This is a genomic window from Streptomyces sp. NPDC047061, from assembly GCF_040643955.1.
In the GTDB taxonomy this organism is placed as follows: Bacteria; Actinomycetota; Actinomycetes; order Streptomycetales; family Streptomycetaceae; genus Streptomyces.
On record NZ_JBEYVI010000034.1, the window covers coordinates 117,803 to 133,216 of the forward strand.

At 71.5% G+C, this 15,414-nt stretch carries 13 protein-coding genes and 1 pseudogene; 3 read left to right on the forward strand and 11 right to left on the reverse strand.

Annotation, left to right across the window (positions count from 1 at the left end; genetic code table 11):
- Positions 1-170: 170 nt before the first annotated feature.
- Positions 171-755, forward strand: coding sequence for a hypothetical protein (locus ABZ887_RS36870; RefSeq protein WP_361299580.1), 585 nt, complete (start codon positions 171-173; stop codon positions 753-755).
- A gap of 381 nt (positions 756-1,136) precedes the next feature.
- The gene (locus ABZ887_RS36875; protein WP_089105610.1) at positions 1,137-1,343 is read left to right on the forward strand and encodes a DUF5999 family protein; all 207 of its coding nucleotides are present in this window, start codon (positions 1,137-1,139) and stop codon (positions 1,341-1,343) included.
- A 115-nt stretch (positions 1,344-1,458) separates the two neighbouring features.
- Here ABZ887_RS36875 and ABZ887_RS36880 read toward each other — a convergent pair whose 3' ends face one another.
- The 8 genes from ABZ887_RS36880 to ABZ887_RS36915 all read right to left on the reverse strand — a co-directional run bounded on the left by ABZ887_RS36880 (position 1,459) and on the right by ABZ887_RS36915 (position 11,302).
- The gene (locus ABZ887_RS36880) at positions 1,459-2,511 is read right to left on the reverse strand and encodes an endo-1,4-beta-xylanase (RefSeq protein WP_361299583.1); all 1,053 of its coding nucleotides are present in this window, start codon (positions 2,509-2,511) and stop codon (positions 1,459-1,461) included.
- Between the two features lie 39 nt (positions 2,512-2,550).
- Positions 2,551-3,384: a carbohydrate ABC transporter permease gene (locus tag ABZ887_RS36885; protein ID WP_361299586.1), complete on the reverse strand. Its 834-nt coding sequence runs from the start codon at positions 3,382-3,384 to the stop codon at positions 2,551-2,553.
- Entirely contained in the window at positions 3,381-4,376 is a 996-nt protein-coding gene (locus ABZ887_RS36890) for a sugar ABC transporter permease (RefSeq protein WP_361299589.1), read from the reverse strand. The genes ABZ887_RS36885 and ABZ887_RS36890 overlap by 4 nt, the downstream gene beginning before the upstream one ends.
- 8 nt (positions 4,377-4,384) lie before the next feature.
- Complete coding sequence (locus ABZ887_RS36895; protein WP_361299592.1) at positions 4,385-5,677, reverse strand: extracellular solute-binding protein; 1,293 nt, start codon at positions 5,675-5,677, stop codon at positions 4,385-4,387.
- 148 nt (positions 5,678-5,825) lie between these two features.
- Positions 5,826-7,343, reverse strand: coding sequence for a glycoside hydrolase family 43 protein (locus ABZ887_RS36900; protein WP_361299595.1), 1,518 nt, complete (start codon positions 7,341-7,343; stop codon positions 5,826-5,828).
- 100 nt (positions 7,344-7,443) lie between these two features.
- Positions 7,444-9,261, reverse strand: a complete 1,818-nt coding sequence (locus tag ABZ887_RS36905; protein WP_361299598.1) for an APC family permease — start codon at positions 9,259-9,261, stop codon at positions 7,444-7,446.
- Between the two features lie 323 nt (positions 9,262-9,584).
- Positions 9,585-10,919 (reverse strand): diaminopimelate decarboxylase, encoded by a 1,335-nt coding sequence (gene lysA / locus ABZ887_RS36910; RefSeq protein ID WP_361299601.1) that lies wholly within the window; start codon positions 10,917-10,919, stop codon positions 9,585-9,587.
- Positions 10,920-10,945: 26 nt separating this feature from the next.
- Entirely contained in the window at positions 10,946-11,302 is a 357-nt protein-coding gene (locus ABZ887_RS36915) for an SAV_915 family protein (protein WP_361299604.1), read from the reverse strand.
- Between the two features lie 299 nt (positions 11,303-11,601).
- On the opposite strand from ABZ887_RS36915, the gene ABZ887_RS36920 reads away from it, so the two are divergent.
- A complete protein-coding gene (locus ABZ887_RS36920; protein ID WP_361299607.1) occupies positions 11,602-12,033 on the forward strand; it encodes a universal stress protein in 432 nt (143 codons plus the stop codon).
- A 77-nt stretch (positions 12,034-12,110) separates the two neighbouring features.
- Here the strand turns inward: ABZ887_RS36920 and ABZ887_RS36925 are convergent.
- The 3 genes and pseudogenes from ABZ887_RS36925 to ABZ887_RS36935 form a co-directional block, all read right to left on the reverse strand.
- Positions 12,111-14,592, reverse strand: a pseudogene (locus ABZ887_RS36925) (ATP-binding protein).
- A gap of 1 nt (position 14,593) precedes the next feature.
- A complete protein-coding gene (locus tag ABZ887_RS36930) occupies positions 14,594-15,277 on the reverse strand; it encodes a response regulator (protein WP_361299610.1) in 684 nt (227 codons plus the stop codon).
- Positions 15,277-15,414 (reverse strand): potassium-transporting ATPase subunit C (locus ABZ887_RS36935; RefSeq protein ID WP_361299622.1); only part of this gene is annotated, 138 nt, incomplete at its 5' end. The genes ABZ887_RS36930 and ABZ887_RS36935, both read right to left, overlap by 1 nt.

Below are 15,414 nucleotides of genomic sequence, written 5' to 3' on the forward strand. Positions count from 1 at the left end.
GGCTGGCGCCCTCGGTCCTGGTTCCTGCCGCCTGAGTGACGTGCGGCGGGCAACGCCCGCACCTCTCTTCACCGAACCGGGCCCCCGCCTCTCTGACCCCCCGTGAGCTGACAGCGCCGTCCGCCCCTGCCCTCGCGCCGTCGCGCCTGTCGAATGAGAGGCGACCCACCATGCCGCTGCAAGTCCCTCCTGCCCCCGCGCCCGCACTGCGATCCGTCCTCACCGCCCTCGGTTCCCCCACCGCGGTCCGCGAGGCCCGGACCCCCTCCCTGCGCACCGCCCAGGGACCCGCGACCCCCGAACTCCCGCTTCCCGTGCACGTACTGGACCGGATCACCCCGGAGGGCGTGTCCGCCACCCGGCTGGCCGGCTGGCGCTTCCTGATCCGCTGCGGCGACCGGGCGGTGGCCGCGGCCGACACGATGCTCACCCCGGACGGCTGGGCCTTCTCGCACTTCTTCGAGGGCCCCTACATCACCTCCACCGAGCGGGCCCTGCACCAGGCCGAGGCCCTGCAACAGACCTACCAGCCGCGACTGTTGTCCCTGCCCGGCCTCTACATGCTGACCCTGTGGCTGCACGGCGACTGCACGGCGGACGGCGCCGAGGGCCACCCGGCCGCCACCGACCTGCTCGTACCGCTGGCACCCGCGCCGCCCGGCATCGCGGCCCACCGGCCGCACCTGGTCGCCGAACTGCTCCCGGTGCTGACCCACCGGATCACCCCGGCCCCCCTGCTCATCACGCCCGCCTGACAGACACCGTCGCGCACACCCCGCCGCCACCGGTCGAGCGGCGGGGTACGCGCGCGTTGCCGGGTACCGGCGTACTTTTGTAGGGCACGGCCGGAGACACCGGATTCCGCTCGTACGAGCAATTCACCGCTCCTAAGAGCCGGAATAGCCCTCGTCTCGGTATGACACGTCGTCCGGACTAGCCCCATCCGGCCATGTGAAACCATCCGAATCGGCAGCCCGGCCGGGATGAACCGTCCGCGCGGGTGACGCGTCTCCAATCTGTGAGAAGCGGTGCCGCGAAATCCCTGCGGAGCAACGCCCGAAAGGCAACACTGGATTCTGACCGACTCATCAGCACGGGGGACCGACATGATCACGACCGAGCGAGAGACCCTATCCATGTGCCAGCACCAGCCGCCGTGTCCGACCGCCGAATCCGCCGACCGGGAGTCCGCCCGCCTCACGGCGCACCACCCGGAGCAGGGCTGGAGCCTGCTGTGCAACGGCGTTCTGCTCTTCGAGGACACCGGTGAGCTCCTGCCCGACGGCCAGATCATCGCGCCGCACCGCCCGCTCGGTGCCGGCCGCGTGGTGACCGCCGCCTGAGAGACCACCGCACCACCGCATCACCCCGGGCGGCCCCGCCGCTCCGCCCGGTGACCAGCAGGGGCCGGACGCACACGCATGGTGCGCACCGGCCCCGACGTGCGTCCGGGGTCGGTCACCCCGAGTAGCCGAGAGCTGTGCGCAGCGCGAAGTAGGCCGGTTTGGGGGCGAGTTGCTCGTCCCAGGGCAGGGCCGCGCCCTCACCGGGGAAGAACGCCGGGATCCACGAGTACTTGTCCGTGTAGTCCCAGACCGTGATGCCGACGCACCTGCGCACGGCGAGACACGCCGTGGTCAGATCGGCGTACCAGGTCGCCTGCTCGGCCAGCTTCTCGTCGGTGGCCGGCAGCTGCATCCGTACGTCCACCTCGGTGAGCGCGGTGTCCAGGCCGAGGCGGGAGAAGCGGCGGAGGTTGTCCTCCAGGGTGGCCGGATAGCCGTACTGCAGGGCGAGGTGGGCCTGGAGGCCGATGCCGTCCAGCGGGACGCCCGCGGCCTTCAGCTGCTGGGCGAGCGCGTAGTAGGCGTCGCTCTTCGCCCCGAGGCCCTCGATGTTGTAGTCGTTGAGGTAGAGCTTCGCGTGCGGGTCGGCCTGGTGGGCCCAGCGCAGCGCGTCCGCGATGTAGCCGGGGCCGAGCGTCTTGTACCAGAGGGTCTCGCGGTAGCTGCCGTCCTCGTTGAACGCCTCGTTGACGACGTCCCAGGAGTAGACCCTGCCCCGGTAGTGCCGTACCTCGGTCTGGATGTGCTTCTTCAGGACCGCCCGCAGTTCGGTGGCCGTCCAGTCGCGGGAGGTGAGCCAGGCGGGCAGCTGGCTGTGCCAGACCAGGGTGTGGGCGCGGACCTTCTGGTGGTTCTCGCGGGCGAGGTTCACGATCTGGTCGCCGTTGGTCCAGTCGAAGACGCCCTGCTGGGGCTCGGTGGCGTACCACTTCATGCCGTTGCCGGGCGTGATCATGTCGAACTCGGTGCCGAGGAGCTTCGTGTAGGCGGTGTCGGTGAGTTCGGGGTTGTCGGTGGCGCTGCCGAAGTAACGGCCGTGGCGCTGGGCCAGTTCGGCGAGGGTGGGCTGCCGGTCGTGGGCCTGCGCGGCCGGGCCGGTGGCCACTCCGGCCGCCACGAGAACGGCCGCGAGGGCACCGGCGAGTCTGAGCCGGGTACGGGACATCGTGCGACTCCTGTCCGTGAAGGGGCGTGAAGGGGGTGTTCAGCCCTTGGTGGCGCCGGCGGTGAGGCCGCCGACCAGCTGGCGTTCGGCGACCGAGTAGAAGGCCAGGGCGGGGACCATGGCGAGGACCAGGTACGCGAAGACCCGGGCGGTGTCGGTGGCGTACTGGCCCTGGAACTGCTGCACGCCGACCGGGATCGTCCACCACTTCGGATCGGTGAAGACCAGCAGCGGCAGGAAGAAGTTGTTCCAGCTGGTGACGACCGCGAGCACGGAGACCGTGCCGAGCGCCGGCCGGGCCATCGGCAGCAGGATCCGCCAGAAGAAGCCGAACGGCCCGCAGCCGTCGAGCGTGGCCGCCTCCTCCAGCTCGCCGGGGATCTCCCGGAAGAAGCCGCGCAGGATGATGATGGTCATCGGCAGCCCGAACGCGGCCTGCGGGAGGATCACGCCCAGCGGATTGTCCAGCAGGTTCATCGAGCGCAGCAGCAGGAAGAGCGGCAGGGCGGCCACCGCGAAGGGGAACATCAGGCCCATCGTGAACACGGTGAACAGGACTTCCCGCCCGCGGAACGCGAACCGTGCGAAGGAGAAGGCGGCGAGTGCCGAGACCGCGACCACCAGGACGGTGGTGGCGATCGCGATCAGCGTGCTGTTGCCGACCAGCCGCCAGAACGCGCCGGAGCCGAGGATCCCGGTGTAGTTGGCGGTGACCCAGGACTCGGGCAGCCCGACCGGGTTGCGGGACAGCTCGCTGGTCGTCTTGAACCCGGAGAGCAGGGCGTACAGCAGGGGCACGACCATCAGCGCGCCGACCACGACGAGGACCAGGTGCAGCGGCAGGGTCCGTACGGTCTTGCGGTCGCCGCTCATGCGCCGTCCCCCCGCATGTTGGTGGTGGCGCCGGCCAGGTCGCGGCGGAGCACGAACCGCTGGTAGGCGAGGGCGAAGACGAGGCTGACGGCGAACATGGCCACGCTGATCGCGCTGGCGTAGCCGACCTGGTAGCGCTTGAAGCCGTACTGGAACATGGTCACGGCCATGGTCTCCGAGTGGTGGTCGGGGCCGCCCGCGGTGACCACCCACACCAGGTCGAAGAGCTGGATGGAGCCGATCACCGACAGGAAGACGCTGATCCGCAGGGTGGGGGCGAGCAGCGGCAGGGTGACGTGCCGGAAGCGCTGCCAGGGCGAGGCGCCGTCGACGGTCGCGGCCTCCGTCAACTCGGCCGGGATGGACTGGAGTCCGGCCAGGTAGAGCATCATGTGGAAGCCGAAGTACTTCCAGGTCATGACCAGGAAGAGGGTGGCCATGACGGTGGAGGGGTCGGCGAACCACTTCCCGCCGAGCGCGCCGAGGCCGAGGTCGCCGAGGAGGTGGTCGGCGAGACCGTCGCCGGGGGCGAAGATCATCCCGAACAGGATGCCGGTGATCGCCTCGGAGAGCACGTACGGCGCGAAGAACAGCATCCGGTAGACGGCCCGGCCGCGGATCCGCTGGTTGAGCAGGACCGCCATGGCGAGCGCGAACGGCAGTTGCAGCGCCAGCGACAGCACCACCAGGAGCAGGCAGCGCCACAGGTCGCCGAGGAAGACGTCGTCCTGGAAGAGCCGGGTGAAGTTGTCGGTGCCGGTGTAGTCGGAGGGCATGCCGAAGCCGCCCCAGCGGAAGAACGAGGCGTACAGCGCGAACAGGATCGGCAGCAGCACGAGGACGCCGAACAGGACGAGGGCGGGCAGCTGGAAGCCCATCGCGGTGAGCCAGTGCAGCAGCCGACGCCGGGAGCGCGCGCGGCCCGCGGGCGGGAGCGGCTGCGGCACGGCGTCCGGTCCCGACCGGGTGCCGGGCAGGTAGGTCGAGGTCATCGGGCGGCCTACTGCTCTTCCTTCGCGGTCTTGGTGATCGCCTGGGTGACGTCCTCGGGCGACTTGGACCCGGCTATCAACCCGGCCACGCTGTCGTTGACCTGCTGGCCGACGGCGGGCGCGTAGGCCTGGTCGAGGTAGAGCTGGAATCCGGTGGCGGCCTTCAACTGGGCCTGTACGAGCTTGAGGTTGGTGTCGGTCAGTGCGCTCTCGGCGGCGGGTACGACAGGCAGCACGCTGGTCTTCTTCACCAGTTCCAGGTCCGTCGTCTCGGAGGCGAAGAACTTCAGGAAGTCGACGGCGGCCTGCGGGGCGTCGGCGCGCAGTGCGTGTCCGCCGCCGCCTCCGAAGACCTCGGTGACGGTGCCCTTGCCGCCCTCGACGGCCGGGAACGGGAAGAAGCCGAGGTCGGCGCCGATGCCCTTGCCGGCGTCGGCCTCGACGCTGGGGGCCCACTGACCCATCAGCTCCATCGCGGCCTTGGCGTTGCCGACGGTGGCGGCCTGGCCGGTCGGGGTGGAGTAGGCGGCGCCCAGGAACCCCTTCTGGAAGGGCTGGAGGGCGACCAGGTCCTTCAGGTGCTGTCCGGCCTCGACGAACCCGGCACCGGTGAAGTCCTTGTCGTCGTTCGCCTTCTTGAGGGCGTCGATGCCGGCGGTGCGCATCGCGAGGTAGGCCCAGTAGTACATCCCGGTCCAGCTCTCCTTGCCGGCCAGGGCGAGCGGGGTGACACCGGCGGTCTTCAGCTTCCTCACGGCGTCGAGGAAGCCGCTCCAGGTGGTCGGGGGCGTGCTGATGCCGGCCTTCTTGAAGAGCGCCTTGTTGTACCAGAAGCCGATCATGCCGATGTCGAACGGGATGCCGTACGTCTTGTCGTCGAGGATGTACGGCTGCTTGGCGACCGAGAGCAGGCCGTCGGCCCAGGACCTGGTGGGGTCGGTGAGGTCCTTGACGAGGCCGGCGTCGACCTGCTGCTGGAGGACGCCGCCGCCCCAGGTGTGGAAGATGTCGGGGAGCTTCCCGGAGGCGGTCAGGGCCGTCATCTTCGTCTTGTAGGCGTCGTTCTCCAGCTGGACGATCTTTATCTTGACCTTGGGGTTCTGCGCCTCGAACTTCTTGGCGAGAGCCGCCCAGACGCCCTTCGCCGGGTTGGTCGTGGAGATGTTCCACCACTCGATGGTGGTCGTTCCCCCCGACGATCCCGAGTCCGAGCCGCCGCAGCCGCTGAGGGCGGTCATGCCCAGACCGGCGGCCGCGGTGGCCGCCAGGAAACCGCGACGGGACAGTGCCGGGTCGCCCATGATGCGCTCCTTGGGGTACGGGACGACCGACGCCGTCCTGGTTCGGTGGTGCTCTGGGGCCGCCGTTTTCGAAACATTCGGTGTTTTCACCGAACGTTCCGAACGGCGACTCTAGAAAGGCGCATCAGGAGCGTCAAGGTGTCGCGCATCAGCTCATCGGCATGTACGCGAACCAGTCGAAGGCGGCGCGGCCCTCGGTGACGTACATGCCGATGACCCGTCCGGTGAACCCGCCCGCCACCTCGGTGGAGAGATAGCGGCCGTCGAGTTCGGCCAGTCGAACGACACCGTCGGACGTTTCGATCGAAAGGGTCACGGCGTCGGGCCCGGCGGGGCGGACACCGGTCGCGTTCCCGTCCGCCCCGGGCGCGGTGGCGGTGGGCACCGGAACCCGGCTGGTACGGATCTCGATCACCAGGGTCAACGGCCCCGGCGGCACCGCGCGTTCGGCGATCCGCTGCCGAACCGGCCCGATCCGTACGACCGCGCTCACCGCTCCCCCGGCCACCTCCAGGTCGTAGTGGTGGGCCTCGTCGATACGGACCGTCAGGCCCCCGCGTCCCGCGCCCGGGTCGAGCAGTGCGGCGGCCCGGCAGTCGGCGTGCTGCTGGCGCCGGCCGACGAAGGTGTGCCCGGGGCGGTCGAGGGTGTCCCCGGTGGCTGTGAGCGTCAGCCATCCGGGTCGTTCGGCCAGCGACCAGGACCCGGCCGGCCGGCTGCGCGGGGAGATCCAGTGCGGCGCGAGGGCGGGGGCCGTGAAGTCGTCCCGTGCGGGCGGCTGTTCGACCGGGTGCCAGGCGGCCGGCGCCTCCTCCCGCTCCCGCACCGGGCCCATGCGCGGCCAGCCGTCCACCCAGGCGACCGGGGCGAGGAAGGTCTCCCGGCCGAGCACATGGAACTCGGGGAACCAGCCGCGCGGCCGGGTGCCGAGCAGCACCGCCCACCAACTGCCGTCGGCCGCCCGGACCAGGTCGGCGTGCCCGGTGCACTGGACGGGTTCCCGGGTGCCCCGGTGCGAGACCAGCGGATTGCCGGGCGCGGGTTCCCAGGGCCCGCGCGGCGAGCGGGCGCGGGCCACGGACACCCCGTGCCCGAGCGCGGTGCCGCCCTCGGCGACCAGCAGGTACCACCACCCGTCGACCCGGTGGAGGTGCGGCGCCTCGGGGTCGCGCAGCCCGGTCCCGGACCACATCGGCAGCGGCCCCTCCAGCACCTTCCCGGTCCGCGTGTCGATCCGGGCGACCGCGACGCCCGCCACGGCGCACCAGCAGTCGCCGTTCTCGTCCCAGGCGAGGTCGGGGTCGATGCCGGGGACGTCGATCCACACCGGGTCGGACCAGGGGCCCTCGGGCCGCTCGGCGGTGACGAGGAAGTTGCCCCCGGCGCTCACGTTGGTCGTGATGACGTGGAAGAGCCCGTCGTGGTGCCGGATCGTCGGGGCGTACACACCGCCCGAGGCCGGCGTGTCGTCCGGCAGCGTCAACTGCCCCGGCCGGTCCAGGACGTTGCCGAGCTGCCGCCAGTGCACCAGGTCCCGGCTGTGGAAGAGCGGGACGCCGGGGAAGTACTCGAAGCTGGAACAGACGAGGTAGTAGTCGTCCCCGACCCGGCACACGCTCGGGTCGGGGTGGAAGCCGGGGATGACCGGGTTGCCGTAGGTCCGCATGTGTGTGCCCCTCCCGGGCCGCGCCGAAAGTTTCGGCGCGGTCGGCGAACATTACGGGGCGCACTGTAGGAGCCCGCTCAAGGGGCCGACAAGGCGGCCGTCAGAGCTTCAACCGGTACGGCAGCAGGCACACCACGACGTCGGTACGGGCCCGCAGCACGGTGGCGAGGAGCAGGCCGCGCTGGTTCTGGAGGATCTCGTAGCGCCGGTGCCGGGGTTCCACCTCGGGGATGAGCACGGCCACTTGACGGCCGTCCGCCGCCGCCCGTTGCACGTAGTCGACGACCGGCTGCACCAGCGAGCGGTGCGGGCTGTCGATGATGTCGAGACGCACGCCCGGGTTCCAGCGCGCCCAGGCCTCCTCCAGCGCCCGGGACCTGGCCGGGTCGCCGTGCACCGCGACCGCGACCACCTCGTCGCCGAGGGCGAGGGCGGCCCCGAGGGCGTGCCGGGCAAGCTTGCTGACCTCGCCGATCGGCACGATCACCAGGCTGGCGGTGCGCCGGGCCGGCGGCTCCGGGACCCGGCCGAGGCCCAGCTCCTCGCCCACCTCGGTGTAGTAGCGCTGGATGCGGGCGAACAGCAGCATCATCAGCGGGACGGCGATCACGACCACCCAGGCGCCGGAGAGGAACTTGGTGAACAGCAGGATGACGCCGGCGAGGGTGGTGAGCACGGCGCCGGTGCCGTTGATGAGGGCGCGGCGCTTCCAGCCGGCCGGGCGCTGCCTCGCCCAGTGCCGGACCAGGCCGGTCTGGCTGAGGGTGAAGCCGATGAAGACCCCGATGGCGAAGAGCGGCAGCAGCCGGTGGGTGTCGGCGTCGGTGGCGAGCAGGAGGAACGCGGCGAGCAGGGCGAGGGCGACCACGCCGTAGCGGTAGACCGGGCGTTCGGCGCGCAGGCCGAAGAGGTGGGGCAGCCGGTGGTCGCGGGCGAGCAGGCTCATCAGCACCGGCAGGCCGCCGAAGCTGGTGTTGGCGGCAAGACCGAGGACGAGGGTGACGATCAGGTTGGTTGCGTAGTAGGGCCAGCCGGTGCCGTAGGCGCCCGCGGTGAGCTGGGCGAGGACGGTCACCCCGCCGCGCGGCGCCACGTGGTCGCGGTGGATGAGGACGGCCAGCCCGATCAGCATGATCCCGAGCAGCGCGCCGAGCATCAGTTCGGTGCGCTGGGCGCGCTTGACGCTGGGGGTGCGGAAGGTCGGTACGGCGTTGGCGATGGCTTCGACGCCGGTCAGGGCCGAGCAGCCGGACGAGAACGCCTTCAGGATCACCAGCGCGGTCAGTGCCTCGGTCGCGTGCACGGGCCGGGCGGTGCCGACGACCGCGACCGGATGCCCGCGCAGCAGGCTGAGCAGGATGACACCGAGGATCGCGACAACGAACAGGAGCGTGGGCAGCATCAGCACCCGGGCGCTCTCGGTGACGCCGCGCAGGTTGACGGCCGCCAGCAGGGCCAGGCCGATCAGGCAGACGAGCAGCTTGTCGTGGGCGAGGGCCGGGAAGGCGGAGACGAGCGCGTCGGCGCCCGCGGCGAGGCTGACCGCGACGGTGAGCACGTAGTCGACGACCAGGCTGGCGGCGGCCAGCAGGCTCGCGGTGGCACCGAGGTCGGTCTTGGCGACGGCGTAGGCGCCACCGCCGTCCGGGTGAACGGCGATGACCTGCCCGTACGACACGACGAGCGCCGCGAGCAGGAAGGTGATCGCGAGGGTGATGGGCAGGGTGGCGGCGAGCGCCCCGGTGCCGGCGACCACCAGGGCCAGCACGATCGCCTCGGGTCCGTACGCCACCGAGCTGAGCGCGTCCAGGGAGAGCGCGGCCAGGCCTTCCAGGCTGGTCAGACGGTGCTTCTCGCCCTCACCCGGGCGCAGCGGAACCCTCGGTCTCAGTTCGCGGCGTGCCAGGCCATACGCCATCGGTACCTCATCACGGCCGGTGGGACGGTCGGCAACAGTGTCCTCTGAGCCGCCGGTGTCCGCCCGACCGCGGGCGGGTCCCGCGTCGGGTGGTCGTACCTCGCCCGCGGGCCTCTCTCTCACGGGGGCGGGGAGGTCATCAGAAGCGCTCCGGTTTGATCAGGGCCACCACGAGACGTCAGGCAGGCACATGCGGACACGGGTATGGATCACCTCCGGGCGGGGGCCGGGCAGTCTCCCGCCCGGAGGTGGGCATGGGGCGCGCGGGACGCGCGCTCGGCGGGGGCGGCGGCCGGACGCCGGGTGGACCAGGGGGCTTCCCCCTAGAGCCCCACGTCCCGGCGGCGGATGTCGTCCAGGGACTCCCGGCGTACCAGGAGCCGGGCCTGGCCGTCGTGCACGGCGGTGACCGGCGGGCGGCCGACCAGGTTGTAGCCGGAGGCCATGGACAGCTGGTAGGCACCGGCGACGGGCACCGCGAGCAGGTCGCCGGGGCGTACGTCGGCGGGCAGTTCGACATCGGCGGCGAGGACGTCGCCCGCCTCGCAGTGCCGGCCCACCACGGTCACCGGGGCCATGGGCCCGGTGCTCGCGCGGCCGATGAGGCGGGGCGCGTAGCGGACGCCGTACAGCGCGGGACGCGGGTTGTCGCTCATGCCGCCGTCGACGGCGACGAACGTGGTCGTGCCGGTGCGCTTGACTGCGAGCACGTGGTAGACGGCGATGCCCGCGGGACCCGCCACGGCCCGGCCCGGCTCGATGATCATCCGGGGCACGGGGAGCCCGGCGGCCGTGCAGGACTCGGTCAGTTCCGCGCGGACCCTGCGGGCCAGCATGGTCAGGTCGAGTGCCTCCTCACCGGGGCGGTAGGCGATGCCGTGGCCGCCGCCCAGGTCGAGTTCGGGCAGCAGCAGTCCGTGCTGCTCGTGGAGGCGTGCCATCAGACCGACCAGGCGGCGCACGGCCGCCAGGTACGGCTTGACGCTGGTGATCTGCGAGCCCAGGTGGCAGTGCAGGCCGGTGAGTTCGAGCTGCGGCTGGTCGAGTATGCGGGCGATGGCGTGCTGGGCGTAGCCGTCGCGGATGGACAGTCCGAACTTCTGGTCCTCGGTGCCGGTGCGGATCTTGTCGTGGCCGCCGGCGCTGATGCCGGGCACCACCCGGACCATGACCTTCTGCCGGCCCCCGGGGCCGACGGCGGCGGCGAGCCGGGCGATCTCGGAGGGGCTGTCGATCACGATCCGGCCCACGCCGAGCCGCAGTGCGGCCTCCAGGTCGCGCGGCGACTTGGCGTTGCCGTGCAGCACGATCCTCTCGGGCGGGAACCCGGTGGTGACGGCGAGCTCCAGCTCGCCGGCCGAGCAGACGTCCAGGCCGAGGCCCTCCTCGTCCATCCAGTGCACCATGGCCCGGCACAGGAACGCCTTGGCGGCGTAGAGGACTTCGGCGTCGGGGAAGGCGTTGCGGTAGGTACGGCAGCGCTCCCGGATCTCGTCCTCGTCGAGCACGTAGACGGGGGTGCCGAAGCGGTCGGCGACCTCGGCGAGCGGGACTCCGCCCACGGCCAGGTCACCGGGCCGGGGCTCGGTGGTGGAGGCGGGCCACACCGAAAGGTCGGCGGGCGTGGTGGTGACGACGGGTTCGTGCAGGGTGGTCATCGATCGCTCCCCTCCTTATGCGATTCTTATGCGATCCGCAGGGACACGGCGACGGGCGCGACGGGCCGCACCGGCCCGGGGGCCGGGGCCGGATGCGGAGCCGGGGCCGTGAGTTGGGGGTCGACCGTGACGATGGTGACGCCCAGCGGTGCGGTCAGGGCACGCAGCGCGGGTTCGGCGAGCCGGATCCAGGCCTGGTCGGGGCCGAGCGTGGCGGCGAGTCTGCTGGGCGAGGTGAAGCCGACGGCGGTGCGCTCGCCCAGGGGGGTGCGGAAGAGACGGGCCGCACACCCCGCGGGTCCCGGCCGGACCGGTACGAACAGGGGACCGGCCGGGAAGCGTTCGGAAGGCTCCGGATCGTCACCGCACAAGAGTTCTGGCATGGAATGCCTCCTGGGTCGGAAGGTGCTGAGCGCCCCGGGAGCGGGGAGACCGGCCGGGGCTCTGTCCAGACGCTATGCCCGCCCCGGGCACCCCGCCGATGCCTCATGACGCGACGCTGACGGTGATCCGGGCGACGTTGACGGGACGCTGACGGAGGGGTCGTCGGTGCTGGTCGCGGGTGTCAGAGGCGTGCCAAGAAGCGGCTGCGGGACTGGCCGTGCCCCGCCCCGGGGAGTGTCATGGCGGCGGTACGTCCCCGGGACACGCCCGGGGGCCGCTGACGAAGTACGGTGGATACATGTCCGGTTACGACACCTGCACATCCGGTCGGGTCGTCGTCGGTGTGAGCGGTTCGCTGGGCAGCGTCACGGCCCTGTGCCGGGCGGCGGCGGAGTGGCAGCAGACGGCCCGCGAGCGGCTGCTCGACGTCCTCGACCAGGTCTTCGGCGACGCCCGTCCCGACCTTGTGCTGCACGGCATGGTGGTGCGCGCGACCCCGGGCCTGGCCCTGGTGGAGACGGCGGACCGGGAGGACGACATCCTGGTCGTCGGCGCGGGTCGGCGCGGCTGGCACCGGCCGTTCTCCGGCCGCGTCACCCGCTACTGCCTGACCCACGCGCACTGTCCGGTCCTCGCGGTACCGCCGTCCCCGCTGGAGGACACGCTGGCGTCGGCGCACCGCCGCAACAGCTGGCATCTGCCGCTGGACGTACGGCAGTTGTCGTCCTGAGGCGTGACGACGCGCCGGCGGGCGGCACGGCTCACCACGTCGCAGCGGCTACGACTACATCGTCACTGCGGCTACGGCTACGGCGTCGCCGCGGCCGAGAGATCCGGCCGCCCCGGTCTCCGTCCCGGCGCCAGCGGCAGGCTCAGCACCATGGTGAGCCCACCGCCCGGCGTGTCCTCGGCGGTCAGCGTGCCGCCCATCGCCTCGGCGAAGCCCCGGGCCACGGCCAGGCCGAGGCCGACCCCGGCACCGCGCGGCGAGTCGCCGTACCGCTGGAAGGGCTCGAAGATGCGTTCCTTGGCCTCGTCCGGGACACCGGGTCCGCGGTCCACGACCCGCATCTCCACCCGGTCGGCTATGGAACTGGCCTTCACCAGGACGGGGGTTTCCGCGGGGCTGTACTTGACGGCGTTCTCCACCACGTTGGCGACGACCCGCTCCAGCAGCCCGGATCCCGCCGAGCGCCATCGGCACCACCTCGTCCAGATCGGCCTCGCGGACGATCGACGTGACGGTACCGGTCTGCAGGCGGGACATGTCGAGCAGGTTGCCGACGAGGTGGTCGAGCCGGTCGGCGCCCGCCTCTATGGCCTCCAGGAGCTCCGCCCGGTCCTGCTCGGACCACTCGACGTCGTCCGAACGCAGCGACGACACCGAGGCCTTGATGCCGGCCAGCGGGGTGCGCAGGTCGTGGCTGACGGCGGCGAGCAGCGCGGTGCGGATGCGGTTGCCCTCGGCCAACTCCTTGGCCTGGTCGGCCTCGTGCTGAAGCCGCTGCCGTTCCAGCACGACGACCGCCTGCGCGGCGAAGGCCGCCAGCACGCGCCGGTCGGAGGCGGGCAGCACCCGTCCGGACAGGGCGAGGGTCATGTGCTCGCCCACCGGCATGTCCACGTCCGCCTGTTCGGGCGCCTGGCACGGCCGCGGGCCCACGCTGCCCGCGCAGGTCCAGGGCTCGACGTCACTCGCCCGCTCCAACAGGGCCACGGACTCCATGCCGAAGGTCTCCCGGACCCGTTCCAGCAGGGCTTCCAGGCCGGTCTCGCCGCGCAGCACGCTGCCCGCGAGGAACGACAGGATCTCCGACTCGGCGCGCAGCCGGGCGGCTTGGTGGGTGCGCCTGGCGGCAAGGTCCACGACGGACGCCACCGAGACAGCCACCCCGATGAAGATCACGATCGCGACGATGTTCTCCGGGTCGGCTATCGTCAGCGTGTGAACCGGCGGGGTGAAGTACCAGTTGAGCAGCAGCGAGCCCACCACCGCCGAGGTGAGGGCCGGCAGCAGACCCCCGAGCAGGGCCGCGGCGACCGTCAGTGACAGGTACAGCAGCATGTCGTTGGCGAGGCCGACGGAGGGTGCCGTGCTGGTGAGCAGGAGCGTGAGCAGCGCGGGGCCGAGCACACCGACCAGCCAGCCCCACAGGATCCGGGGCCGGCTGAGCCGGCTGTGGGCGACGGGCAGTCCGCGCCCCTTGCCTGCCTCGTCGTGGGTGATGAGGTGGACGTCGAGGTCGGGCCCCGACTCCCGGGCCACCGTGGCGCCGACGCCGGGTCCGAGGACGTACTGCCAGCTCTTGCGCCGGGAGACGCCGAGCACGATCTGGGTGGCGTTGACGCCGCGCGAGAAGTCCAGCAGGGCGGCGGGGACGTCGTCGCCGACGACGTGGTGGAAGGTGCCGCCGAGGTCCTCCACGAGCGTGCGCTGGACGGCGAGTTCCTTCGGGGAGGCAGAGGTCAGGCCGTCGCTGCGGGAGATGTAGACGGCGAGCACCTCGCCGCCGGCGCCCTTCTCGGCGAGCCGTGCGGCCCGCCGGATCAGCGTCCGTCCCTCGGGCCCGCCGGTGAGGCCGACCACGATCCGCTCGCGCGAGCCCCAGATGGTCGAGACCCGGTGCTCGCGGCGGTACTCGTTGAGGTACTCGTCGACCCGGTCGGCGACCCAGAGCAGGGCCAGCTCCCGCAGGGCGGTGAGGTTGCCCGGCCGGAAGTAGTTGGACAGGGCCGCGTCGACCTTGTCCGGCTGGTAGATGTTCCCGTGCGCCATCCGGCGGCGCAGCGCCTGCGGGGACATGTCGACCAGCTCGATCTGGTCGGCCCGGCGCACCACCTCGTCCGGCACGGTCTCCTGCTGCCGTACGCCCGTGATGGACTCCACCACGTCGCCCAGCGACTCCAGGTGCTGGATGTTGACGGTCGAGACGACGTCGATGCCGGCCGCGAGCAGCTCCTCCACATCCTGCCAGCGCTTGGTGTTGCGCGAACCCGGGACATTGGTGTGCGGCAGCTCGTCGACGAGGGCGACCTGGGGGCGGCGGGCGAGGACGGCGTCGACGTCCATCTCGGTGAACACCGCGCCGCGGTACTCCAGTTCCTTGCGCGGGATCTCCTCCAGACCGTGCAGCATCACCTCGGTGCGCGGCCGGCTGTGGTGTTCCACGAAGGCGACGACGCAGTCGGTCCCCCGCTCCACGCGGCGGTGCGCCTCGGACAGCATCGAGTAGGTCTTGCCGACGCCGGGGGCGGCGCCCAGGTAGATCCGAAGCCTGCCGCGTGCCATGTCATCCTTCGAAGCGGTAGCCCATACCGGGCTCGGTGATCAGATAGCGGGGGTGAGCGGGGTCCGCCTCCAGCTTGCGGCGGAGCTGGGCCATGTAGACCCGCAGGTAGTTGGTCTTGTTGCTCTGCGAGACGCCCCACACCTCACGCAGCAGGTGCTTCTGCGTGACGAGGCGCCCCGGATTGGTCACCAGTATCTCCAGGAGGTGCCATTCGGTGGGTGTGAGCCGCACGTCGCGGTCGCCCCGGACGACCCGCTTCGCGAGCAGGTCGATGGTGAACTCGTCCGTCTCCACCCGTGTGGTCTCGGGAGCGAGGGGCGTGTCCTCGGTGCGGCGGACGGCGGCCCGCAGCCGGGCCATGAGCTCGTCCATGCTGAACGGTTTGGTGATGTAGTCGTCGGCCCCCGCGTCGAGCGCGGCGACCTTCTCGTCGGACGCCTGACGGGCCGACAGCACCAGGATCGGTACGCGGGTCCAGCCGCGCAGTGCCTTGATGACGTCGACCCCGTCCATGTCGGGCAGTCCGAGGTCGAGCATCACCACGTCCGGCTGACGCGCGGCCGCCAGCCGGAGGGCCGTGGCGCCGTCGGGCGCCGCGTCCACTCCGTACTGGCGTGCCTGCATGTTGATCACGAGTGCCCGTACGAGCTGTGGGTCGTCTTCCACGACCAGCACTCGGGTCATCAGTCGCCCTTGATCAGTTCCTTCAGCGCGATGTTGAGTTCCAGGACGTTCACACGCGGTTCGCCGATGAAGCCGAGGGTGCGGCCGTCGGTGTGGTCGTCGACCAGCTTCTGGACCTGGGCGACGGACAGGCCGTT

Bases quoted from the DNA above. Each gene is read 5' to 3' on its own strand.
- ABZ887_RS36870 (WP_361299580.1), top strand. From the start codon at position 171: ATGCCGCTGCAAGTCCCTCCTGCCCCCGCGCCCGCACTGCGATCCGTC.
- ABZ887_RS36875 (WP_089105610.1), top strand. From the start codon at position 1,137: ATGTGCCAGCACCAGCCGCCGTGTCCGACCGCCGAATCCGCCGACCGG.
- ABZ887_RS36880 (WP_361299583.1), bottom strand. From the start codon at position 2,511: ATGTCCCGTACCCGGCTCAGACTCGCCGGTGCCCTCGCGGCCGTTCTC.
- ABZ887_RS36885 (WP_361299586.1), bottom strand. From the start codon at position 3,384: ATGAGCGGCGACCGCAAGACCGTACGGACCCTGCCGCTGCACCTGGTC.
- ABZ887_RS36890 (WP_361299589.1), bottom strand. From the start codon at position 4,376: ATGACCTCGACCTACCTGCCCGGCACCCGGTCGGGACCGGACGCCGTG.
- ABZ887_RS36895 (WP_361299592.1), bottom strand. From the start codon at position 5,677: ATGGGCGACCCGGCACTGTCCCGTCGCGGTTTCCTGGCGGCCACCGCG.
- ABZ887_RS36900 (WP_361299595.1), bottom strand. From the start codon at position 7,343: ATGCGGACCTACGGCAACCCGGTCATCCCCGGCTTCCACCCCGACCCG.
- ABZ887_RS36905 (WP_361299598.1), bottom strand. From the start codon at position 9,261: ATGGCGTATGGCCTGGCACGCCGCGAACTGAGACCGAGGGTTCCGCTG.
- lysA (WP_361299601.1), bottom strand. From the start codon at position 10,919: ATGACCACCCTGCACGAACCCGTCGTCACCACCACGCCCGCCGACCTT.
- ABZ887_RS36915 (WP_361299604.1), bottom strand. From the start codon at position 11,302: ATGCCAGAACTCTTGTGCGGTGACGATCCGGAGCCTTCCGAACGCTTC.
- ABZ887_RS36920 (WP_361299607.1), top strand. From the start codon at position 11,602: ATGTCCGGTTACGACACCTGCACATCCGGTCGGGTCGTCGTCGGTGTG.
- ABZ887_RS36930 (WP_361299610.1), bottom strand. From the start codon at position 15,277: ATGACCCGAGTGCTGGTCGTGGAAGACGACCCACAGCTCGTACGGGCA.